This window comes from Bryocella elongata, assembly GCF_900108185.1.
Taxonomy (GTDB): Bacteria; Acidobacteriota; Terriglobia; order Terriglobales; family Acidobacteriaceae; genus Granulicella; species Granulicella elongata.
Map to the genome: position 1 here is coordinate 346,821 of NZ_FNVA01000005.1, position 21,724 is coordinate 368,544.

Here is a 21,724-nt window from a genome sequence, read left to right on the forward strand (position 1 = left end):
AGTTGACTCTTGCAAGGACACGGATGATTGGCCTCCTACGCGTTGGCCTGCAAAATGAGTCCGAACGAAACGTGCACCTACGCCTTGGCGCTGGCGACGACCGCGGCTATGACTACCTCACAGCCATTTCTCTGGAAATGCGCTCGCAGGACGGCAAGCAGTACCAGCTCGAGTACCTGGCGATGCCGATCACGGGCGTGTCGCGAAGGGTGGAAGTGACGATTCCTCCCCACGGAACCTGGACGGGCGATGTGGTGTTGTGGAACTTTTTCATTTTTCCAGGGGGACCAGGGCACGCTGACAATGCCCACCCCATACCGCTGGAGGATATGCCCGCGGCCCGTTACAGCATCACGGCGGTCTTCACCGAGGCGCCCCCTGCATCAAATCCTGATCCGTCTGATTGGGTAGGCACGGTCCGCTCGCAGCCGCTGGCCTACGACTGGCCCTACTGAATCTGAACCAGCCCTGAGTCCGCGCCATGCCCCGCGCCGCCCGGCGTAATCGCGTTTGCCTGCTCTCCCCGCCAGTGGTCGATGTAGCTCACCTGGTGGACGCAGCTGATGGTGCAGTTCGGAGCGCAGGACTTCTCCGTCAGGAACTCGCGCTTCACATCTTCTACCGAGTACTCCGCGATCGGCACGCCGGGGTAGCCGCGCTGCTGCGAGCAATAGTGGATCAGCCCGTTCTCGCACACGTACAGGTAGCGCGAGCCCGCGCGGCAGCGCCAGTCGTTCGGCTTGCCGTTTGCGATGGCTTCCTGAAAATGGTTGAACCGCGAGTAGCTGCGCCGCGTGAGCTTGCGCACGGCGTCCCAGGTCTTGCGCTCGTCTGCTCCCAGGGCCTTCAGCTGTCCCGAACCATCGTGGATGATGCCGATGGTCGACGAGAAGCCGAGGTCCAGCGCGCGGGTGCTCACCAGGTACGCGTCGTTCGGATCGGCAATCCCACCGCCCACGACGCTGTTAATGTTTACGTGGAAGTCGGCGTGCTCGGCCAGCATGCGCAGCTTGGCGTCCAGCACCTTCAGCGACTTCTTCGAGACATCGTCGGGCATCACGTTGTCGATGGAGATCTGCAGGTGGTCGAGGCCAGCCTCGTTCAGCGCCTTGATCTTGTCCGGCATCAACAGGTAGCCGTTGGTGATCATCCCGGCGATGGCGCCGGTCTTGCGGATCGCGCGGATCACGCCTTCGATGTTGGGGTGCAGCAGCGGCTCGCCGCCGGAGATGGTGATGACGGACGTGCCCAGCTTGCCGAGGTGCGCAATCCTGCGCTCCATCTCGGCCAGATCCACCGCGCTCGAGTGGTCGTCATACTCGTTGCAGTAGGTGCACGCCAGGTTGCAGCGGCGCATGGGCACGATCTGCGCCATGTACGGGTGCGCCGTATCGGCCAGCGCCCAGCCGATCGAGCTAAGCTCGCGCATACGTCGCGAGGCCGCAATCAGGCGGCGCTTCGCGGTCATGCGACGTGCTGCGGCAGGCGGAGGGGTGAAGCGCGCTTCCGTCTTCGGGGCCGTTTGGGTCTGGGCTGTGGTGTCCATAGTCAACGCTCCATTCTATCGCGATGCGGTCAACAGCCTGCCAGAGACGGGCCAGCTTCGCTCTGCGGCGGTCTCGGTTCCGTTCTGGTTACAGCGAAGCAAGTCACGCCACGACCCTCTAACCCGCGTGCTGACAGAGGTTGCGAGCAGGGGCTACTATCTGTCTCCGTTAGCGGTCTCTTTCTCCGCGCGCAGCCCAAGGCCCGTGACTCTGCCCATGATCAAGCTCCACGCCCTCCTGCCCTCTGTTGTTGCCCTTGCACTTCTTGCCGGTCAGGCCCCGGCGCAATCGGCTCTCACGACCGACGATCTTCGCCGAGCCGACGCGCTCCTCGCGCAGATGACGCCAGCCGAGAAGATCGGCCAGCTCAATCAGCCCTTCTACTTCAAGCTGCCGATTGCCGGCTTCAAGGCCGACCCCGTCTCCTACGAAGACCACATTCGGCGCGGCGAGATCGGCTCACTGCTCTTCCTCACGGATGCTGCCGAGATCAACCGGCTGCAGAAGATCGCGCTCAACGAATCGCGCCTGCACATCCCCATCCTCTTCGGCTTCGATGTCATCCACGGCTTCGATACGGAGTTCCCCGTGCCCATCGGCGCGGCCTCCTCGTGGGACCCTGAGATGGTGCAGCGTGCGCAGGCGATGGCCGCGGAAGAGGCCTGGCACGCCGGCCTGCGCTGGAGCTTCGCTCCCATGGTAGACATCGCGCGCGACCCGCGCTGGGGCCGCATCTCCGAGGGCGCCGGCGAAGATCCCTTCCTCGGCGCGGCGATGGCGCGGGCGCAGGTGCTCGGCTTCCAGGGCTCTTCGGAGCGTCCCTTCCTCGCGACGCTGAAGCACTTCGCCGGCTACGGCGCTGCCACAGGCGGCCGCGACTACGACGCCTCCTACATCTCCGAAGAGCAGCTGCAGAACGTCTATCTCCCACCCTTCCGCGCGGGTGTCGAGGCCGGCGCAGGCTCCGTGATGAGCGCGTACATGGACCTGAACGACGTGCCCGCCAGCGGCAACGTACATCTGCTGCGCGAGATCCTACGCGAGCAGATGGGCTTCCACGGCTTCGTCGTCAGCGACGCCTTCGCTGTGGGCAGCCTGGTCACCCAGGGCTTCGCCAAGGACCCCGCGGACGCCGCTCAGCGAGGAGCCATCGCGGGCGTCAACATGGACATGGGCTCGGCTACGTACCTCAACCAGATGAAGGCGCTGCTCGACAAGGGGCAGCTCCCTACGTCGCAGCTCGATGACCTCGCGCGGCCCATCCTCGCGACGAAGTACCACCTCGGCCTCTTCGATCATCCCTTCTCCGACGCGACCGGACAGACCCACTCCGAGATGCTCGCCAAGCATCGCCCGGCTGCACGTCTCGCTGCCGAGCGCTCCGCGGTGCTGCTGCGCAACGAAGGCCATCTGCTGCCGCTGGCCAAGAGCACGAAGCGCATCGCAGTCATCGGCCCGATGGGGGACCGCGCCGAAGACATGAACGGTCCCTGGAGCCTCACGGCCAAGGGTACGGACACCGTCTCCGTCGTCGCAGGCCTCAAGACCAAGTTCGTCGGCGCGAATGTGCGCTTCGCTCCGGGAGTGCAGCTCATCAAGGAGTTTCCGTCCTCCTTCGATGGCATGTTCGGCCCCAAGCCCGAGACGCCCTGGTCCGCCGAGGAGGCCGAGAAGCAGTGGAAGGCCGCGCTGGATCTCGCGCGCAACTCCGACGTCGTCGTGATGACGCTGGGCGAGCTTGCGGCGATGGACTTTGAGTATTCTTCGCGCTCCTCGCTGCAGCTTCCCGGCCGGCAGCAGGAGCTGCTCCAGGCCGTGCAGGCGCTGGGCAAGCCCGTCGTGCTGCTGCTCTTCAGCACCCGGCCGCTGGATCTGGCCTGGGCTTCGTCGCACGTGCCGGCCATCATGGACTGCTTCTTCGGCGGCACGGAGACCGGGAATGCCGTGGCCGATCTGCTTGCGGGCGATGCCGTCCCCGGCGGCAAGCTCACCGTCTCCTGGCCGCGCAACGTGGGCCAGGTACCTGTCTTTTATGCGCACACCGCATCGCACAAGCCCTATGATTCGCCGGAGTTCACCTCGCGTTACTGGGACCTGCCCACGTCGCCGCTGTATCCCTTCGGCTTCGGGCTCAGCTACTCGACCTTCAGCATCAGCAACCTTCGCTTGAGCGCGAAGTCCTCGCCGGTGGATGGCACCACGACCGCGACCGTCACTGTTACCAACACCGGCAAGGTCGCCGCGGATGAGGTTGTGCAGCTCTACCTGCATCAGCGTTACGGCTCCGGCTCGCGCCCGGTGCGCGAACTCAAGGGCTTCCGCCGCGTCACGCTCGCTCCCGGCCAGTCGCAGGAGGTCAGCCTCACCGTCGGGCCGAAGGAGCGCACCTACTTCAGCGCCGCGAAGGGTAGCTGGGTCACCGAGCCCTCCGACTTCGACGTGTGGGTGGGTGACAGCTCCGAGGCCACGCTGCATGAGAGCTTCAGCGTGCTGCCGTAGCGTTTCACGATCCTCGTAGTCGTAAACTGAAGGAGAACGCTGAAGAAGCAAGACAGGGAGCAACGATGCCGCGCGAGATCGACTGGACCGACGTACTGGAGATTGGGATTCAACTGCTGGAGATGTTCCCCGACACCGATCCCTACACCGTGCGCTTCACGGACCTGCACAAGTGGGTGACGCAGCTGCCCGGCTTCGTTGGCGACCCCATGAAGTCCACCGAGAAGGGCCTGGAAGCCATCCAGCTCGCCTGGCATGAAGAGTACGAGGAAGCGAAAGGATAAGGCGAGACAGTAGAGGCGAGACAGTAGACAGTTGCGTGGGGCCGAGCGACCCACGCACTGTCTACTGTTTACTATCTGCCTCTCCGAAGTAGCTGCTTCGGCAGCTTCGACCCTGACGCGAGCAGCACCACCAGCGCGACTAGACCCCACGCTACGGACCCTGCCGCGATGATCACGAGCCCGCCGCGATGGCTCGTCGTTGCCGGCAGCGCATGTGCCGTGGCATAAGCCGCGCCGAATGACAGTACCGCCGCCAGCGCTGCGCGGCCGAGCTCGCCAAACTCCAGCTGCGCCAGCGACACGAGCCGCTTCTTGTGCAGCAGGATCGCCAGCGTGCCGGTCTGCACCAGGATGCCCAGGTCGGAAGCGATCGCAAGGCCTGTGAGATCCAGCGTGTGAAACAGCGCCCAGTAGATCGGCGCCGAGAGCACCGTCACAGTCGTGCCGATGATCGCAGGTGTCTTCGTGTCGCTGGCGGCGTAGAACGCCCGCGCGTAGATGCCCTGAATTGCCCAGATGCTCAGCGTGAACGCGAGCAGGATAAACAGGTGCGTTGTGGTGGACGCATTCGCGCGGCTGAAGGCGCCGCGGCGGAACTGGTCCATCAGCCATGGCGCCAGCGCGATCATCCACGCTGAAACGAGAAAGCCCACAGAGGCCAGCCGCGACACCGCCCGCGTCACCGACGCCGAGAACTCCCACTCCAGCTTGCGCTGGTACAGCGATGCGAAGAAGGGAAGCGACGCTGCTCCGGCGGCGGCTCCGATCACGTTGAACGGAGCATTGAAAAGGTCCTTCGCGTTGCCGATCAGGGTGATGCCGCCTTCGCGCGCGGAAGCGAAGTAGTTCAGAAACTGCCGGTCGAACATGACCAGCGAAACGCCGATCATCAGCGGCAACGAGAGCCGCAGCCATTCGTGGAAGGCCGGATCGCGGAAGTCGATATGCAGTGAGTACCGGAGCCCGGAGCGCAGCGCGCCGATGCCGTTCAGCAGCGCATTGCCGAAGAGCATGCCCGCCGTCACGCCCACCGCCAGCGACACCACCCCCAGCTGCTTGTGCAGCAGGAACGCCCCGCCGATGATGCCGACGTTATAGAGAAGCGGAGCGACGGCCTGGTAGATGAAGATCTTGCGCACCTGCAACCGCGATCCCATCACGCTGCCGAAGAAGAAGAAGATCTGCCCGGGCAGGATGATTCGCGTCATCGTCGTCGCAAGGCTGCTGCGCAGCGCATCGCCACGGAAACCCTCGTTCGCGAGCCAGATGTACTGCGGCGCGAAGATCTCCGCCAACAGCACGCCCACACCCAGCACGACGAGCATGTTGTTCAGGATCACCGAAAGCGCATGGTCCGCGCCGCGCTCATCGCCCGCCGTGAGGTACCGGTTCAGGATCGTGATGACGGAGATTGAGGCCGCTCCACCGATGAGGAAGTAGGCCAGCAAGTCCGGCAACGCAAAGGCTGCGCGATACGCGTCCTGCTGCGCTCCCGCGCCAAACAGGTAGTTCACATACGCAGTCCGCACCAGGCCCAGAACGCCGGAGAGCAGGGCGCTCGCCATCAGCAGCATCGCGGCCGAACCGGCCGTGTGGGTCTTCGTTGTCTTCGCGGTCGTGGCCGCGGGGGGCGTCTGAATTTCGCTCACGTCGTCTTCAAGGCAAAGGGTTCCGCGCGGCACGTGTTTGCCACCATGCGCTCAATCTTGACGATACCAAGTAGGTAGGGAGGAGTGGGATGGCACGGGCTGAGTGTGCGAGGGATTCGCTACTCGGTTGTGAACAGGTCGCCCTGGAATCGCTCGCCGCGATCTGCGGGCTTCTCCGTATTCCGCTCCACCAGTCGCGGCCTCATGGTCCGCACCTTGGTCGGTCCCGGCGTCGCGGTCTCGCCGTCCATGTTCACCGGTCGCGCGAGAATCGCGGCCAGCGCACGAAGATCATCCCGCAGCAACTGAATCGCTGCCTCGCGGCGAAGCGTCGTGATGGAGGCCACCTGAGCGCCCTGCAAAGGTTCGCGCACGGGCATCTGCGTCGGGGCGGGCGCTGCCATGGATATCGCAGGCGCCGCTGGGGCCATCACGGGCTCCGCGGCAAACGACGCGGCCTCCTTCGGCTTGGCCTCGCCCTTGAAGACCTGTCGCGCTCCGGGAATCGTGTAGCCCTGGTCGTAAAGCAGGGTCTTGATGCGCAGCGCCACTTCGACATCCTTGCGGCGATACAGCCGCTGGCCGGTGCCGCCCTTGTTGGGCTTCAGGTGAGGGAACTCACTCTCCCAGAACCGCAGCACGTATGCGGGCACCTCGCAGATGCGAGCCACATCCCCGATGCGGAAGTACAGCTTGTCGGGGATCTCCGGCGTCTTCGCCGTGTTCTTCCGAATTGGATTCTGAACAGCCATCCGTCTCACCGCAAGTATAGGTCGCGTCGCCGGAGATCGGTGGAAAAACAGAGGTTCTCCTTTTGAGTCTTCCACTTGGCCCGTCCCGGACGCGGAATTTCGTATTGACCCCGGAACCGGGCTCGTTTAGATTTCGCCCAGCGTAAACTTCCCTTCCTGGCGACCACTCAAAGCACGGTCCGCTGCCGCTGCCTGCCTTCTGCTGAAGACGAACCCAGGACCATGCCGAGCCAGAACATCTATGATCGCGTGATCTATCCGGCAGCCACGCATCCGGATACGCATCCCCGCCGCCTTGCAGCGATAGCCAGGCTGCATGGTATTCCCGCGGTTGCCCCGGACAACTGTCGTGTGCTGGAGATCGCCTGCAACACTGGTGCGAACCTGATCCCGATGGCCTATGCTCTGCCGGGCAGCCAGTTCACCGGCTTTGACCTTGCCGGGGGAGCCATTGCTGAGGGGCAGCGGCGCATCGAGTCTCTGGGGCTTCGCAACATCCGTCTCCTGCAGGCCGACCTGATGGAGGCCGACCAACTCCCCGAGCTGCAGGGCGAGTTCGACTACATCATCGCGCACGGGCTCTACAGCTGGGTTCCTGACGCCGTCCGCGACCGCCTGCTTGGCTTCTGCAACGAGCGCCTCTCGCCGCACGGCATCGCATTCATCAGCTACGCGGCGCTTCCCGGTGGGTATCTCCGCCTTTTGAGCCGGGAGATTCTCCTCGCCGTTGAAGGCCATGGGACGGAGAACGTTCCTGAGAAGGGGCTCGATGTCCTCCGCTTCATCGCGGCGTCGCGTCCGGAAGGTGACGGCTTTCGCGTCCTGCTGGAGCGCGAGATCCATGGGATGGAGAGGCGCGGCCCAGCCGTCGTCTTCCACGATGAGATGGCCTCCGAGTACAAGCCCGTCAGCTTTCAGGACTTCTTCCTCCACGCGCAGGCCCATACGCTGCAGCACTTCAGTGATGCCCAGATTCCTCCGCCGACCGACCCCTGCTATCGCGCCGAGGTTCGGAAGAAGATTCAGGAGCTCGTCGGCGATGATTCGCTCGCCAACGAGCAGGCGCTCGATTTCGTCCGGATGCGGTCCTACCGCGAGTCACTGCTTTGCCACGCGGGCGTACCGTTCCAGGTCGATCCGCAGCTGGAGCCGATGCGTCATCTCTGGCTGTCCTCGAAGGCTTCCGTGGAGCGTCGCAGTGACGGGGTGTGCGTGTTCTCACTGCCTGACCTGGTGCGATTCGAGGCGCAGGATCCTGGCCTCATCGCACTGCTGGGTGGTCTTGCGGATCGCTTTCCGGAGGCGGTTCCGTTCGCCGAAATCACCGGACCGATCGTGGCGCAGGGCCTCGCATCAGAGACGCAGCTGCTTACCCTGCTACTGCAACTCGTCATCGCCCGCTTTATCACTCTTGAGGCGTCTCCTGTGCCTGTGCCTGTGCCTGTGCCTGTGGCTCATGGCGTCCCTGATCGGCCGAAACTAAGCCCGTTGTGCCTGGTGTTCCTGAATGGCGGCGGTCTCATCGTCACACCGTTGCACGCGACGCTGAGTACCGAAGAGCCGCTGGTATTCAAGCTCCTCCAGCTCCTCGATGGCACGCGCGATCATGCCGACCTGGCCCGCGAGCTCGCGGCGAGGAGTCCAGAGATCCCGCCCGGAGACATTGAGGGAGGCCTCAACGGCATGCTCCAACTCTTCTATCGCGCCGGGGCGCTGGAGGCCTGAACGTCTCTGCCAGCTCGCCCGGAAGCGCCCTGGCGATGGCCCAGCCTGGACGCAACGATCGCCATCCCCGGCCGAAGACGTTCCCCCATGTGCCGCGAGTCCAATAAAATGGATTCAGAGGCTTGGAATGATGTCCACCACGGTGGCTGGAAACGAAAATGTAGCACCGGAGGTGATCCATAGCTGCCCCAGCTGCAGTCACTGGCTGCCCGACGGCACCCTCACCTGCCCGGATTGCCAAACCCTGACCTACGGTGCACACCTCTCGCAGGTCGCCGCACAGGCCCAGCAGCTGGAGCAGGAGCAGAAGTGGGCGGAAGCCCGCGCGCGCTGGAAGGAAACCCTTCCCTGGCTCCCGGAGGACACCCGGCAGGCTGCCAGCATCCGCGAACACATCGTACAGATCGACCGCAGGCTCGCCGCACAGGAGGACCAGAAGGCCAGGTGGACCAAGCGTCTTGGGCCCTTTGCTCCTATCGCGTTGTTCCTCATCAAGGCCAAGAGCTGGCTCTTCCTGCTCTTCAAGGCCAAGTTCCTCCTGAGCTTCCTCGCCTACTTCGGTATCTACTGGGCTCTCTTTGGCTGGGCGTTCGCGTTGGCTCTCGTGCTCACCGTCACGCTGCATGAGATGGGCCACTACATCGCGGTCAAGCGTCGCGGCCTGCCCGTCGACCTCCCCGTCTTCCTGCCCGGCTTTGGCGCCTACGTTCGCTGGTACGCCTCAGGCGTCTCTCGCGAGGACCTCGGCATCATCGCTCTCGCCGGACCGATGATGGGCCTCGCTGTCGCGCTGATCGCCTACGGGATCTTCGTCGTCATGCCTTCCCACCCGCCGTTCTTCCACCTGATGGCGTATCTGGGAGCCTGGATCAACCTGCTCAACCTGTTTCCGGTAGCGTTCATCGTGGCCTTCGACGGAGCCCAGGCTACCATCGCTCTCACCCGCATGCAGCGCATCCTGGTCGCCGCGACCTGTCTGTTGTTCTTCGGCCTCACCGTCAGCATGAACATAGACGCCAATCCCATGGGCCCAAACACCCATTGGATCTTCCTCGTTCTTGCTGTTGGAATGGGCTGGCGGGCGCTCGGCCGCGATGTTGCCGAAGAGGGAACCCCGAGCAGGATCTTCGTGATCTTCCAGGTGCTCATCATTGCGCTGGGGGCGCTGCTGATGCGCTCGCAGGTTCCGGGAATGTAAGAGCAGGGATCAGGGCACAGGTATTGGGGATTACAAGTCTTGCGAGCGCGCCGCGACAGTCCCTCATCCCTTATCCCTCACTCTTCAGATATCTCCGCCCCACAACCTCGTACTCTCCGCTGACGACCCGCGCGATCGCTTCGACATACGCTTGATGCTCTTCCCGCAGCACGCGTGCTGAGAGTGTGTCTTCGGTGTCTTCCGGCAGGATCTCGCAGGTCCGCTGCAGCACAATCACGCCGCCGTCCATCACCTCGTTCACAAAGTGCACGGTGCAGCCTGTCACCTGCGCGCCATACTCCAGCGCCTGCCGCTGAGCATGCAGCCCGGCGAAGGCCGGCAGCAGGGACGGGTGGATGTTCAACATCCGCGAACCCCAGCGCTGCGTGAACTCCGCCGACAACAGCCGCATGTACCCTGCGAGGCAGACGAGGTCGACGCGGAACTTCTCCAGCAGCGCCGTCACGGCCTGCTCGTGCTCCGCGCGGGATCGCCCTTTGCTCTCCAGCGCGACCGCAGGAACCCCCGCACCACGGGCAGCTTCAATCCCACCGGCGCCGGCAATGTTGGAGATGACGACAGCGATCTCGCAGCCGGGCAAACGGCCTTCCTGTACCGCGCGGAGAATGGCCATCGCATTGGAGCCGCGACCGCTGATCAGGATGCCAATACGAGTGCCGTTGCGGGTGCTGTCTGGAGAGGTCGTCAAACTCATCCCTTCAAGGGTAGCAGCGCCTTCCTACACGTACAGCACCCTGCGCTGTGGCGCGCGCACCACGCGACCCAGGATCCAGCTGCGCTCGTTGATCCGGTGCAGCACGGCCCGGGCCTTGGGGAGCAGCGCCGGAGGCACAAACGCGACCAGCCCCACACCCATGTTGAATGCCCGCAGCATGTCCTGTTGATCGATCTCCGTCAGGTCCCGCAGATGCTGAAAGAGCGGCGGAACCTCCCAGCTGGAGAGATCGACATGCGCTGCGAGTCCCCGGGGCAATGCCCGGGGAAGGCTGTCCGTCACGCCCCCCGAGGTGATGTGCGCGAATCCGTGTGCGCACTCCGCCTGCAGCAGCTTGCGGATCGGCGCCAGGTAGCTGCGATGCGGCCGCAGCAACGCTGCACCCACCTTGTCCTGCAGCGCGTTCACATACTGCTCGATGTGGTATCGCCCGACCTCCAGCAGCCCCTGGCGGGCGCGATCGAAGCCTGTGTTGTGCAGGCCGTTCGAAGGCAGCGCGAGCATCAGGTCGCCGTCCTGGATGTGATCCGGCTCCAGCAGCCGCGCGCGGCTCACGACGCCGGTCAGGAAGCCGGCCAGCTCGTACTCCGTCTCGCGCAGCAGCCCGGGACGCTCTGCGGTATCGCCGCCCAGCAACGCGCAGCCGTTGGCTTTGCAGGAGTCCACCAGCCCGCTGATCACCTGCTCGACCACCTGCGGATCAAGCCGCCCGGCAGCGAAGTAGTCCATGAAGTAGAGCGGCGTGGCGCCCTGGACCGCGACGTCATTGACGCAGTGATTCACCAGGTCCGCGCCCAGCACGCCATGCAGCCCCATCTGCGCGGCGAACTCCAGCTTGGGGCCGATGCTCGCGGATGACGCGACAAGGATCGGCTCGGGATAGCGCTCGGCATCCAGCGCATACAGGCCGGAGTAGCCGCCCAGCTCGCTCAGCACCTGCTTGTTGAAGGTACGGCGGGCGAGGCCCTTGATGCGGTCGTTGGACTGGATATACCTGTCGCCCAACCAGGTGGCGCGCGCTGCCCGTTCTTCTTCCTCGCTCAAAGGCGTGGTTGGAGGATTGGCATCTGCGGGAAACCTGCTCACAACAACCACCTTACTGCGAAGGGTTCAGTGCCTGGCTTCACGGGAAGTGTACCAGCCGCTCTTATACTTACGGCATGGGAAAGATGAACGAGCGTGTGCGATCCGCAGCTCTCGAGGTAAAGGCGCAGCGCTGGCTGCCCGGTGGCGTGGATTCGCCGGTACGAGCGTTCCGCGCCGTAGGCGGTCATCCGCCCTTTGTGGAGCGTGGCGAGGGAGCATATCTCGTCGACGCCGACCAGAACCGCTACGTCGACCTGTTCGGCAGCTGGGGACCGATGCTCTTCGGCCACGCCTGGCCACCCGTCGTCGAGGCCATCTGCGATGCCGCTGGCCGCAGCCCGTCTTTTGGCGCGAGCACCGCTGCCGAAGCGGAGCTCGCCGAACTGGTCAATGCCTGCTATCCGTCCATGGAGTCCATGCGCTTCGTGAGCTCCGGCACCGAGGCCTGTATGTCGGCCATCCGCGTGGCGCGCGGCTTTACGGGACGCCCCTTCGTCATCAAGTTTGAAGGCTGCTATCACGGCCACGCCGACGCTCTGCTCGTCAAAGCCGGTTCCGGGGTCGCGACCTTCGGCATCCCGGGCTCCGCCGGTGTGCCCGACGAGACCGCGATGCACACGCTCGCGCTGCCGTATAACGATCTCGCCGCCGTCGAAGCCGCATTTGAGTCGCATCCCAGCCTGATCGCCTGCGTCATCGTGGAGCCGGTTGTGGGCAACGCGGGAACCATTCTTCCCGCCGAAGGCTACCTCGCGGGACTCCGCGAGATCACGCGCAAGCACGGCGCGCTGCTGATCTTCGACGAGGTGATGACGGGATTCCGCTTGTCCTCGGGCGGAGCGCAGGGTCGCTTCGGGATGGATCGCGGCGAGGCCGCTCCGGACCTGACCACGCTGGGCAAGATCGTCGGTGGAGGCCTGCCGGTGGGCGCGTTCGGCGGGCGCCTCGACGTGATGAACATGCTCGCCCCGCTCGGCCCTGTCTACCAGGCCGGCACGCTCAGCGGAAATCCGCTCGCGATGGCTGCAGGCAAGGCCATGCTCACGGAGATCCTCGCGCACAGGGACACGATCTATCCGCAACTCGAAGCCGCCACGGCGAAGATCGCGGACGGCGTCGCGCGCCTCGCGGCGGAGCAGGGCATCGCGCTCACCACCAATCGCATCGGCAGCATGTTTACCTGGTTCTTCACGCCGGAGAAGGTCACCGACTTCGCCTCCGCCAGCACCAGTGACACCGCCGCCTTCGGCCGATTCCATCGCGCCATGCTGGACGCCGGGGTGTGGCTCCCGCCCAGCCAGTACGAAGCCGCGTTCGTCTCCACGGCAATCGGGGATGCGGAGATCCACGCTGTGCTGGAGGCTGCAAAGGAAGCCCTGAAGGCGGTCACCAGGTAGCAGCGTCCCTTACCTGAAGGCCTCGCCCCTCTACAGAAAGATGCTGTAGAGGGGCGAGGCCATCAGGTCACGAGGAATGCGGCTGCAACGAACAGCAAACAGCCCGCTCAAGCCGCGTGCGGCTCGGGTTCCATCCACAGCTTGCCTGCGATCACCAGGGCGACCAGCATTCCCGTGCAGATGGCGAAGACGCTGCGCACGCTGGTGTGGTCCGCCAGGATGCCCGAGAGCAGCAAACCGGCAATCTGCGCCGAGAAGATCGCCGACATCGTCGTTGACCCCACGCGGCCCATCAGTGCCTGCGGTGTCTCCTGCTGAATCAGCGTCTGCGATGGCACAATGATGCCCGCGCAGGAGAAGCCGATGAGGAAGCAGCCGAAGACCGTGATCGCAATCGGCACACCGACGTGGAGCACCGTGAAGCCGGCAATCGGCGCCAGCGCCAGCAGCAGTGTGCCGAGCGCGATGCCGCCCAGCCCGAGGTACACCTGTGTGGTATTCGCAATCCGCTTTGCAAAGGCGTTCAGCGCATTCACGCCGATCAGCAGGCCGATGCCGATCGCCGCGCTGGTGATGCCGAAGGTGTTCGTCGAAGCACGCAGCGTATCGCGCACATAGATCGCGATCAGCGGACCGAAGCAGCCCATCACGAACATGCCCGCGGCCAGCGCTACGATCACAAACAGCAGCGCCGCGTGGTGAAAGATGAACCCCGCGCCCACCTTCATGTCCTCGAGGATGCTACCCACCTTCGACTTCGGCGCGGCTCCCTCTGCTGCCGGTACCGCGGGCCTCTTCGGGATCGTCAGCGCGATCGATGCAATCAACGAACCGGACGCGAGAAAGCTCGCTGCATCGAGGCCATAGCAGAGCCGCGGCGTCGTGTAATGAACCAGCGTCGTCGCGATGGGGCCGCCGATGATGCGCATGATGAACATGACCTGCTGCATCAGCGCATTGGCCGAGCGCAGGCCGTGCATCGGCACCACCGAACGCAGCGCCACGCCCTGCGCCGGCGAGAAGAAGCTCGAAAAGATGCTGATCGTCGCCATCACGATGTAGAACCCCGTGATGCTGTGCACGAAGAACAGCAGCAGGCACAGGCAGGCGCGGATGTAGTCACTGCCTACGAGCGTCAGCTTTACCGGCCAGCGATCGACAAACACGCCTGAGATGACGCCCAGCACAGCGATCGGCAGCAGGTAGGCAATGTTCAGGCCCGTCACCTGCTGCGGCGTTGCATGCATCTGGAACGTCATGATGGTGATGATCGCGAACAGCGCAAGGAAGTCGCCGAAGACGCTGACGATCTGGGCGTACCAGAGTCGCCGCAGCGGAGCGATCTGCAGCACGGCATTCATCGATAGCGGCTCCGCCGGGGCGGTCGGCTGCGGAATCGGTATAGCTTCTGTGGCCTCGACGGTCTCGTCGAAGACAGGATTCTGGCTCTGTTCTTCCATGGTCAGAACTTTCTGGATGAATGGGGTGAAGGAATGGTAGCAGCTAAAAAGGGAAGGCCCTCCACGCTGGTCTGCGTGGAGGGCCTTCGCCTGATAGGGAAGGGAAGCGATCTAGTCGATCAGCTCCACGAGGATCACCTGTTCGTCGTTGTCTACTTCCCGAAGCTTCACCTCGATAATCTCGCGGCGGCTTGTAGGGACGGTGCGGCCAATAAATCGGGCCTCAATGGGAAGTTCGCGGTGGCCGCGGTCGATCAGCACCAGCAGTTGCACGCTCTTGGGGCGGCCGTGGTCGAACAGCGCATCCAGCGCCGCGCGAATCGTGCGGCCCGTGTACAGCACATCGTCCATCAGGATGATGTCCTTGCCGTTGACATCGAAGCCCAGCTCGCTCTGCGTCACGGTCGGCCGCGGGCCTGCGGTCGACAGATCGTCGCGGTAGAAGCTGATATCCAGCGTGCCCGTTGGAACCGGGGTCTTCTCAATCTTTTCGATGAGCGTACCGATGCGCGCCGCCAGCGGCACGCCGCGGCGCTTGATGCCGACGAGCCCAAGGTTCGAGGCTCCGTTGTTGCGCTCCACAATTTCATGGGCCAGACGAACGAGCGTGCGCTCAATCTCGGAGGCGGACATCAGGCGGCCCTTCTCGCGAAGGCGGGGCGAACGGCTCTCAGGCGTGGCGGAGGTTACTTCACTCATGATGGCTCCGATCATAGCAGCGCTGCACCGTGGATTGGGTGATCTGCTGCACGGCACGGAAAGCGCCTGGCGTCGAATTTCGGCCAGACCTAAAGTGCCGCCCGGCCCGGCGCGCGGGAGCGGGTATAGCCCGCCAGCGCTCCTGCTGCACTGATGACGCCCAGGAAGATCGCGATCATCAGCGCCGCACCGCACAGCATCATCCCGGCGCGGAACTCAGGAATATTCAGGAACGCCGTCGTCCCCGCGACATCCGGAGTGTGCTGCGCCGTCAGCTGGTCACGGAATTGCTGGATCTGCGTGCGGAAGGCGTCGTCAAAGGCCGAATCGCCGTGGCTGCGGACCCGCAGGATCAGCGAACTTATAGCCCCGATCGTCCCCGTCACCGCAGACACGATGATCCCGCACAACAGCCCGATCCGCGCGCCCAGCCCTGCCGTCACGCGGGCCTGCCGAAAGCGGCTCGTGTACAGCGACATGGCGATCGCCGGAGCGAACAGCGATAGGGGAAGCAGGAAACTGAAGAGGCCGAAGCATGCGCTCACCCCGGCAACCAGCTTCAGCATCGGCTGCCATTGGATGACCGTCGGATCCAGCTGCTGAGTCGCCGGAGTGGCAGCCCCATCCGCGCCGTCGGCTGGAGCCTGCTGCTGCTCGGCAACGTCCCGCAGCTCCTGGCTCAGCAAGACCTGCGGCGCTCCGCAATGAAAGCAGAACACCAGCGAAGACTCCTCGAGCTCGAGGTGGGTGTGGCAGCGGGGGCAGGTGCGGGCGATCACTCTTCACAGGGTAAGCGTGCGAAGGGCCGGGGGCAAACTGGCGTCCCGCGGCCCGAACCGCTTCGCAAGCCCTGCTGATCCCCGTGGAGGCTACTCCACGTCTTTCTTGTCGTGAATTACCGGCAGATCCAGCGCGACCAGCCCAATCTTGGTCTTGCCGCTCTTGTCTTCGACTCCCACCACGTGCTGGTGCTGCTGGCTACCGGCGCGAAGCTCCAGGTCGCCGGAGTCCATGTTCGACGAGGTGACGTGGTTCTTCTTGTCCTCATCGCAGGTCAGGCCCTGCGCCGTGCGGGTGGGCTCGCCCAGTGTCGAATCCCCGCGGCAGGTGATCACGTCGCCGTACTTCGCCAGCTCCTTCTTGTAGAAGGCCAGCACCTTGTCCTGCGAGTCCGGCGTGATGAAAGTCGCGGCCTTCACCCCGAGGTGAAAGTCACCGAAGCTCATGTTGATATCCGCGGAACCGCTGTCCTTGTGGTCGCTTCCCGGGTCCTTGTAGGGCGTCGCGCCGGGATAGACCGCCAGTCCGATCGAGGTCGTGTCCGGCTTCTCGTCCGTGTTCACATGCATCGAGCCGAACGGCGTGGCGATGCTGACGTTCTTCTTGTCGCCCTGCTCCTCGCTGCTCACACGGCAGCCGGTGGCGAGCGTAAGCATCAATGTGGCCGAGACAGCGGCGGCGAGGGTGATCTTCATGGATCCTCCGTGGCGGAGACGCAGCTCCGCCAGACTGCTGGTGCAGATCAGCATACGACGGACTCTCCGTTTTGGTTCCACTGCAGGTTTCCAGCAGGCCGCCCACTGCGGTCTGAGCCCCTTGGTCCGGGCCGCCTTCGCCCTTCGTTCCCGCACCATCGTGGTATCGGCTGCCAACTCGGAAGAGATTCACGCCGCCGCAAAGAGGGCGAGTACACTAGAGCCACGGTTTGCGAGTGAGGTACGGGCCGCCCCGTCCGTGGTGCGGCTGCGGCTCGTGACATTTTTTCGTTGAGGATAGGAATGAGCGAACAGCATCAGGATGCTACGCCGCTGACAGCGGACGTCACGCAGTTGGCGATCAATACCCTCCGGCTTCTGGCCGTGGACCAGGTCCAGAAGGCCAACAGCGGCCACCCCGGCGCCCCCCTTGGCTGCGCCCCCATCGCCTACCTGCTGTACCACAAGTTTATGAAGTACAACCCGACGGAGCCGAAGTGGAGCGATCGCGACCGCTTCGTGCTTTCGAACGGTCATGCTTCCGCGCTGCTCTATGGGTCGCTGCATCTGGCCGGCTATGACCTGCCGATGGAGCAGCTCAAGCAGTTCCGCCAGTGGGGTTCGCACACCCCCGGTCACCCGGAGTACGGTGAGACCGCCGGCGTCGAAGTCACCACCGGTCCGCTCGGCCAGGGCTTTGCGATGGCCGTCGGCCTCGCGATCGCTGAAAAGCACCTCGGCGCGGTCTACAACAACGACAAGTACAAGGTCGTCGACCACTACACCTACGTCCTCTGCGGCGACGGCGATCTGATGGAAGGCGTCTCGCATGAGTCCGCTTCGCTGGCTGGCACCCTGCAGCTCGGCAAGCTCATCGTGCTCTATGACGACAACCTCATCTCGCTCGATGGTCCCACCGACCTCAGCTACACCGAGGACGTCACCAAGCGCTTCGAAGGCTACGACTGGCACGTGCAGTTCGTCTCCGACGGCAACAACCTCGACGAGCTGAACCTCGCCATCGAGGCTGCGAAGATGGAGCGCACTCGCCCCTCGCTGATCCGCGTCCGCACCGTTATCGGCTACGGCGCTCCCAAGGCCGGCACCAAGTCCGTGCACGGTGAGGCACTCGGCGTCGAAGGCACCAAGGCGACCAAGAAGTTCTTCGGCTTCGATCCCGAAGAGAGCTTCGCTGTTCCCGATGCCGCGCTGAAGGTCTGGCGTGAGGCTATCCCCAAGGGACAGAAGGCCCAGGCCGAGTGGCAGGTGCGCTTCGATGCCTACAAGGCTGAGTTCCCGGAGCTCGCCGCTCAGTACGAGCGCACCTTCGCACAGCAGCTTCCCGCAGGCTGGGAGTCCAAGGTTCCCACCTTCCCCGTCGAGAAGGCTGTGGCCACGCGTAACGCCGGCCAGGTCGTCCTCAACTCGGTGGGTGCGGTGCTGCCCGAGCTCTTCGGCGGCGCGGCCGATCTCACCAGCTCCACCAAGACCATCTTCAAGGACTCTGGCAACTTCCACTCCGATGCCAAGGGCCGCAACGTCTTCTTCGGCGTGCGCGAGTTCGGCATGATGGCTGCGGTCAACGGCATGGCGGCGCACGGTGGCCTCATCCCGTTCGGCTCCACCTTCTTCACCTTCTCCGACTACTGCCGTTCGGCCCTCCGCATGGGCGGTCTGATGGGCGTGCACTCGCTGTACATCTTCACGCACGATTCGGTCGGCCTCGGCGAAGACGGTCCTACGCACCAGCCGATCGAGCACCTGATGAGCCTGCGCGCGATCCCGCAGCTGACCGACTTCCGTCCCGCGGACGCGAACGAGACGGCTGCCTGCTGGAAGCTCGCTCTCGAGCGCAAGCACGCCAGCTGGATGGCTCTGTCCCGACAGGATCTCCCGGTCCTCGATGCCGCGAAGTACAAGGTCTTCGAAGGCACTGCGAAGGGTGCTTACATCCTCGAGCAGGGCACGGACATCGTCCTCGTCGCTACTGGCTCCGAAGTCGAACTGGTCATGAAGGCTGCTGAAGAGCTGAAGGGCGCAGGCATCAGCGCGACCGTCGTCTCCATGCCCAGCTTCAAGATCTTCGAGGAGCAGGATGAGGCCTACAAGGCGAGCATCTTCCCCAAGGGCACGCCGGTCGTTTCCGTCGAAGCTGGCGCCACGATGGGCTGGTACAAGTACATCGCCGGCAACGGTGTGGCCATCGGTCTCGACCGCTTCGGCGCGTCGGCTCCCGGTCCCATCGCGCTGGAGAAGCTCGGCATCTCGGTCGCTCACGTCGTCGAAGCTGCCAAGGGGCTGGTCAAGAAGTAAGCGAAGTCAACACGAAGGCCGGAGCGAGCGTTCGCTCCGGCCTTTTTGCTTTTGCAATCAAGCTGGAACAACCAGCACGGTCCTCGCGTATCTGGCAGCAGATCCTGTCTTCCCGGAGCTGCGCATGACCACCAGCCGTCAACCAACGAGCCAGCGGCCGGACCAAAAGCCCTCGCTCGCCCTCCTCGTGACCCGCATCGTCCTGGCGGCCGTGCTGGCGATTCTCAGCTTCGGCGCAGCAACGATCCGAGCCCACGCCCAGGCCCCGGCAACGGGCCAGTGGCAGGGAACTACCGCAGGCGAGAAGCCCGAGCGCGTCGTCCTTCTCCTTCCGGAGGTCGCCGCCAAACGTGGCTTCGTCTACCTGCTCGACGAGGAGAACTCCTCCAGTGCTCACGCAACCTCCACACTGGAGGTATCGAAGACCGCCGTCTCGTTCAGCCTCTCGAACATCGAGGCCACCTTCAGCGGCGCCTTCAGCGCCGACCATGCCTCTCTTACCGGAACCTGGACCGTCCGCGGCAAATCCGTTCCTCTCAATCTCGCGCACGTCGCCGGTGATGCCGCCTGGGAGATCCCGAAGATCAGCGCAGCGATGGACCCCGCCGCCGACCCCTCCTTCGAGGTCGCCACCATCCGCCTCGCCGACCCCGACCTGCACAACACCGGCTTTCAGCAGGACGGTACCCGCTCCCGCGCCCACAACCAGAACCTCGAGACCATCATTGACTTCGCTTACAACATCCACCGCACGCAGATCATCGATGCGCCTTCGTGGATCAAGAGCGAGCGCTGGGAGATCAGCGGCATCAGCGACACGCCCGGCGATCCCAGTCTTGCGCAGTTCCGCAACATGTTCCGCAAGCTGCTCGCCGATCGCTTCGGTCTCGTGCTCGAGGAGCAGGCGCGCGAGATTCCCGTCTACGCCCTCGTGAAGACGAAGGACGCGCCGAAGCTGACGCCCAGCGCCACCGGCAACACGCTGCCCAACGTCAACGGCAACGGCAACAACGGCGTGCAGAGCTTCGTCTACGAGAACATCTCGCTCGATGAGTTCGCGAGCGAGCTTTCCTATTGGGAAGACCGCCCCGTCGTGAACAAGACCGACCTCTCGGGCCGCTTCGACTTCCGGCTCAGCTTCACCCGCAACGACGCTCCGCCCGCGATAGACTCCAACGCGCCTCCTGTCCTCTTCACCGCGATCCAGGAGCAGCTCGCCCTCAAGGTCGAAGCCACCCATCTTTCCACCAAGGTGTACGTCGTGAAGCACGTCGAACACCCCACCGCAAACTAGGCTGTATCGTTGAGGTGAGGACGAATCGCCGCATGACTCAGGACGAAGCAAAGGCACTGGTAGGCAAACGCGCCGCGGAGATGGTCGAAAGCGGCATGCGGGTGGGACTCGGCACCGGCTCCACGTCGGTGGCGTTCATCAAGGCGCTTGGCGCACGCGTGCAGGCCGAAGGCCTCAAGATCCGCTGCGTCGCCTCCTCCGACTCCTCGACTGAGCTTGGCCGCTCCCTCGGCATGGACGTCGTCACGCTCGAAGAGCTCCCCGAGCTCGATCTCTACATCGACGGCGCCGATGAGGTCGCCATCAGCCCCAACGGCGAGTTCTACCTCATCAAGGGCGGTGGCGCCGCCCTGCTGCGCGAAAAGATCGTCGCCAGCGCCGCAGAGAAGTTCATCTGCGTCGTCGACCAGTCGAAGATGGTCCCCAAGCTCGGCAAGTTCCCTCTGCCCGTGGAGATCATCAAGATGGCGAGGCCACTCGTTGAGCGCCGCCTCGCCGACCTTGGCCTCAACCCCGTCCTCCGCAGGAAGAAAGACGACAGCGGCCCCGTTCTCACCGACGAGCAGAACTACCTCCTCGACTGCCACTGCGGTGTGATCGAAGACCCCGAAGAGACCGCCGCGGAGATTCGCTCCATCGTCGGCGTCGTCGAACACGGCCTCTTCCTCGGCATGGCCTCGAAGGTGCTGATTGCGGGCGAGAATGGTGTGGAGGAGAGGGAAGCGTAGCAGCGCCGAGATGCATGATCCGAACAGCATCTTGACCGAAATCGCTTTGTTGGGCGGGGCTGAAGCTCCGCCCCAACAAAACAGGTCTGCGAATCCCCAGAACGACGGAGCCCTAACCGGCTGCAATTTCCCCGGGCCACTTGCGAGCGACAGACCGCGCTCTCCACAGCTAAGCTCTGGCCGTCAACGCAAACGCCACCAAAGTAGGACGATCTTCCGCATCGATCTCCTCGATCAGCTCAGCCTCCAGCCCGCGCCAGCTCTGGTCCATCTCGCAGCGTTCGACCTCTTCCTCGGGTGCGTCCACAAAGCAGAGTTCGCACACCGTCAGCGCGCCGTCTTCATCGCGCACCGGAGGTCCGAAGGTCCTGCACTGGACCGGGCGATGCGCGTACAGGTCGCAGGTTCCGCTGGCCGGGTCGAGCGCCGGGCACACCTCATCGTTCGCGTAGTCCTCGAACGCCTCTTCTTGCCCATCTTCAGTGAAGAGCTCGCCCGTCGCAGCATCTCCCGGGAAGCCCATCGCGATCAGCCGCTCGCGGCTCGCTTCGGCGCGTGCGATCACTCGCTGGCGGACGTCCTCTGCCGCAGCCGCAAGGCCTTCGCGCAGCACGGCTGCGTCCAGCGGCGAGATAGGGAAGACTCCCACGCAGCATTGATGGCAACCCGGCCGGCAAGCCAGCCAGGCACCCGAGCGTTCGGCCGCGGACGCGAGCGCCGCGTCGACCATCGGGAAGAGTGGAAACAGGGATTTGCCCGCCGAAGTCACGTCTGGGTCTCCTTCGGTCAGCGTACTGCAAAACGCGCCAGCGAACGTTTGTCCTGCGCAGGAATGCCGGCACTGGCCACATGAACAGATGGCAACGTTTGCATCGTTGCGGT

General features: G+C 64.2%; 19 protein-coding genes. 9 read left to right on the plus strand and 10 right to left on the minus strand.

Going from position 1 to position 21,724, the window contains the following annotated elements; translation table 11 throughout:
• Positions 1-71: 71 nt before the first annotated feature.
• The gene (locus C4S68_RS15545; RefSeq protein ID WP_146072174.1) at positions 72-455 is read left to right on the plus strand and encodes a hypothetical protein; all 384 of its coding nucleotides are present in this window, start codon (positions 72-74) and stop codon (positions 453-455) included.
• Here C4S68_RS15545 and C4S68_RS15550 read toward each other — a convergent pair.
• Positions 449-1,468: a radical SAM protein gene (locus C4S68_RS15550; protein ID WP_103934143.1), complete on the minus strand. Its 1,020-nt coding sequence runs from the start codon at positions 1,466-1,468 to the stop codon at positions 449-451. The two genes, C4S68_RS15545 and C4S68_RS15550, sit on opposite strands and share 7 nt — an antisense overlap.
• A gap of 295 nt (positions 1,469-1,763) precedes the next feature.
• Here C4S68_RS15550 and C4S68_RS15555 point away from each other — a divergent pair, with 295 nt between their 5' ends.
• Positions 1,764-4,046 carry a glycoside hydrolase family 3 N-terminal domain-containing protein gene (locus C4S68_RS15555; protein WP_103934004.1) on the plus strand — a complete coding sequence of 761 codons (2,283 nt, stop codon included), beginning with the start codon at positions 1,764-1,766 and terminating at the stop codon, positions 4,044-4,046.
• A gap of 65 nt (positions 4,047-4,111) precedes the next feature.
• Entirely contained in the window at positions 4,112-4,330 is a 219-nt protein-coding gene (gene iscX / locus C4S68_RS15560) for a Fe-S cluster assembly protein IscX (RefSeq protein ID WP_103934005.1), read from the plus strand.
• 71 nt (positions 4,331-4,401) lie between these two features.
• On the opposite strand, the gene murJ is transcribed toward iscX, so the two are convergent.
• Together murJ and C4S68_RS23630 are read right to left on the minus strand one after the other, a co-directional pair.
• Positions 4,402-6,012, minus strand: a complete 1,611-nt coding sequence (gene murJ / locus C4S68_RS15565) for a murein biosynthesis integral membrane protein MurJ (RefSeq protein WP_160115188.1) — start codon at positions 6,010-6,012, stop codon at positions 4,402-4,404.
• A gap of 86 nt (positions 6,013-6,098) precedes the next feature.
• Positions 6,099-6,731 (minus strand): MerR family transcriptional regulator, encoded by a 633-nt coding sequence (locus tag C4S68_RS23630; RefSeq protein ID WP_235011628.1) that lies wholly within the window; start codon positions 6,729-6,731, stop codon positions 6,099-6,101.
• 222 nt (positions 6,732-6,953) lie between these two features.
• On the opposite strand from C4S68_RS23630, the gene C4S68_RS15575 reads away from it, so the two are divergent.
• Together C4S68_RS15575 and C4S68_RS15580 are read left to right on the plus strand one after the other, a co-directional pair.
• Positions 6,954-8,456 (plus strand): methyltransferase regulatory domain-containing protein, encoded by a 1,503-nt coding sequence (locus C4S68_RS15575; protein ID WP_103934007.1) that lies wholly within the window; start codon positions 6,954-6,956, stop codon positions 8,454-8,456.
• 127 nt (positions 8,457-8,583) lie between these two features.
• Positions 8,584-9,654 carry a site-2 protease family protein gene (locus tag C4S68_RS15580; RefSeq protein ID WP_235011629.1) on the plus strand — a complete coding sequence of 357 codons (1,071 nt, stop codon included), beginning with the start codon at positions 8,584-8,586 and terminating at the stop codon, positions 9,652-9,654.
• A gap of 70 nt (positions 9,655-9,724) precedes the next feature.
• On the opposite strand, the gene purN is transcribed toward C4S68_RS15580, so the two are convergent.
• The gene (gene purN / locus C4S68_RS15585; RefSeq protein ID WP_235011630.1) at positions 9,725-10,363 is read right to left on the minus strand and encodes a phosphoribosylglycinamide formyltransferase; all 639 of its coding nucleotides are present in this window, start codon (positions 10,361-10,363) and stop codon (positions 9,725-9,727) included.
• A gap of 30 nt (positions 10,364-10,393) precedes the next feature.
• Positions 10,394-11,476: a phosphoribosylformylglycinamidine cyclo-ligase gene (gene purM / locus C4S68_RS15590; RefSeq protein WP_103934145.1), complete on the minus strand. Its 1,083-nt coding sequence runs from the start codon at positions 11,474-11,476 to the stop codon at positions 10,394-10,396.
• Positions 11,477-11,559: 83 nt separating this feature from the next.
• On the opposite strand from purM, the gene hemL reads away from it, so the two are divergent.
• Positions 11,560-12,873, plus strand: coding sequence for a glutamate-1-semialdehyde 2,1-aminomutase (gene hemL / locus C4S68_RS15595; protein WP_103934146.1), 1,314 nt, complete (start codon positions 11,560-11,562; stop codon positions 12,871-12,873).
• A gap of 107 nt (positions 12,874-12,980) precedes the next feature.
• Here the strand turns inward: hemL and C4S68_RS15600 are convergent, their stop codons facing one another.
• The 4 genes from C4S68_RS15600 to C4S68_RS15615 form a co-directional block, all read right to left on the minus strand.
• On the minus strand, positions 12,981-14,333 hold the full coding sequence (locus tag C4S68_RS15600) for an MFS transporter (RefSeq protein WP_103934009.1): 1,353 nt from the start codon (positions 14,331-14,333) through the stop codon (positions 12,981-12,983).
• A 111-nt stretch (positions 14,334-14,444) separates the two neighbouring features.
• Complete coding sequence (pyrR, locus tag C4S68_RS15605) at positions 14,445-15,032, minus strand: bifunctional pyr operon transcriptional regulator/uracil phosphoribosyltransferase PyrR (protein WP_103934147.1); 588 nt, start codon at positions 15,030-15,032, stop codon at positions 14,445-14,447.
• A gap of 89 nt (positions 15,033-15,121) precedes the next feature.
• Positions 15,122-15,811 (minus strand): hypothetical protein, encoded by a 690-nt coding sequence (locus C4S68_RS15610; RefSeq protein WP_103934010.1) that lies wholly within the window; start codon positions 15,809-15,811, stop codon positions 15,122-15,124.
• A 90-nt stretch (positions 15,812-15,901) separates the two neighbouring features.
• On the minus strand, positions 15,902-16,507 hold the full coding sequence (locus C4S68_RS15615; protein WP_103934148.1) for a hypothetical protein: 606 nt from the start codon (positions 16,505-16,507) through the stop codon (positions 15,902-15,904).
• Between the two features lie 303 nt (positions 16,508-16,810).
• On the opposite strand from C4S68_RS15615, the gene tkt reads away from it, so the two are divergent.
• From tkt to rpiA, 3 genes are all read left to right on the plus strand, one after another.
• Positions 16,811-18,820, plus strand: a complete 2,010-nt coding sequence (gene tkt / locus C4S68_RS15620; protein WP_103934011.1) for a transketolase — start codon at positions 16,811-16,813, stop codon at positions 18,818-18,820.
• Between the two features lie 124 nt (positions 18,821-18,944).
• Positions 18,945-20,114, plus strand: coding sequence for a TIGR03435 family protein (locus C4S68_RS15625; RefSeq protein WP_103934012.1), 1,170 nt, complete (start codon positions 18,945-18,947; stop codon positions 20,112-20,114).
• Positions 20,115-20,146: 32 nt separating this feature from the next.
• Positions 20,147-20,842 carry a ribose-5-phosphate isomerase RpiA gene (gene rpiA, locus C4S68_RS15630; protein ID WP_103934013.1) on the plus strand — a complete coding sequence of 232 codons (696 nt, stop codon included), beginning with the start codon at positions 20,147-20,149 and terminating at the stop codon, positions 20,840-20,842.
• Between the two features lie 169 nt (positions 20,843-21,011).
• Here the strand turns inward: rpiA and C4S68_RS15635 are convergent, their stop codons facing one another.
• Entirely contained in the window at positions 21,012-21,611 is a 600-nt protein-coding gene (locus C4S68_RS15635; RefSeq protein ID WP_235011631.1) for a YkgJ family cysteine cluster protein, read from the minus strand.
• Positions 21,612-21,724: the final 113 nt, after the last annotated feature.

Bases quoted from the DNA above. Each gene is read 5' to 3' on its own strand.
- C4S68_RS23630 (WP_235011628.1), bottom strand. From the start codon at position 6,731: ATGGCTGTTCAGAATCCAATTCGGAAGAACACGGCGAAGACGCCGGAG.
- C4S68_RS15600 (WP_103934009.1), bottom strand. From the start codon at position 14,333: ATGGAAGAACAGAGCCAGAATCCTGTCTTCGACGAGACCGTCGAGGCC.
- pyrR (WP_103934147.1), bottom strand. From the start codon at position 15,032: ATGAGTGAAGTAACCTCCGCCACGCCTGAGAGCCGTTCGCCCCGCCTT.
- rpiA (WP_103934013.1), top strand. From the start codon at position 20,147: ATGACTCAGGACGAAGCAAAGGCACTGGTAGGCAAACGCGCCGCGGAG.
- tkt (WP_103934011.1), top strand. From the start codon at position 16,811: ATGAGCGAACAGCATCAGGATGCTACGCCGCTGACAGCGGACGTCACG.
- iscX (WP_103934005.1), top strand. From the start codon at position 4,112: ATGCCGCGCGAGATCGACTGGACCGACGTACTGGAGATTGGGATTCAA.
- hemL (WP_103934146.1), top strand. From the start codon at position 11,560: ATGAACGAGCGTGTGCGATCCGCAGCTCTCGAGGTAAAGGCGCAGCGC.
- C4S68_RS15575 (WP_103934007.1), top strand. From the start codon at position 6,954: ATGCCGAGCCAGAACATCTATGATCGCGTGATCTATCCGGCAGCCACG.
- C4S68_RS15625 (WP_103934012.1), top strand. From the start codon at position 18,945: ATGACCACCAGCCGTCAACCAACGAGCCAGCGGCCGGACCAAAAGCCC.
- C4S68_RS15550 (WP_103934143.1), bottom strand. From the start codon at position 1,468: ATGACCGCGAAGCGCCGCCTGATTGCGGCCTCGCGACGTATGCGCGAG.
- C4S68_RS15615 (WP_103934148.1), bottom strand. From the start codon at position 16,507: ATGAAGATCACCCTCGCCGCCGCTGTCTCGGCCACATTGATGCTTACG.
- C4S68_RS15580 (WP_235011629.1), top strand. From the start codon at position 8,584: ATGATGTCCACCACGGTGGCTGGAAACGAAAATGTAGCACCGGAGGTG.
- C4S68_RS15555 (WP_103934004.1), top strand. From the start codon at position 1,764: ATGATCAAGCTCCACGCCCTCCTGCCCTCTGTTGTTGCCCTTGCACTT.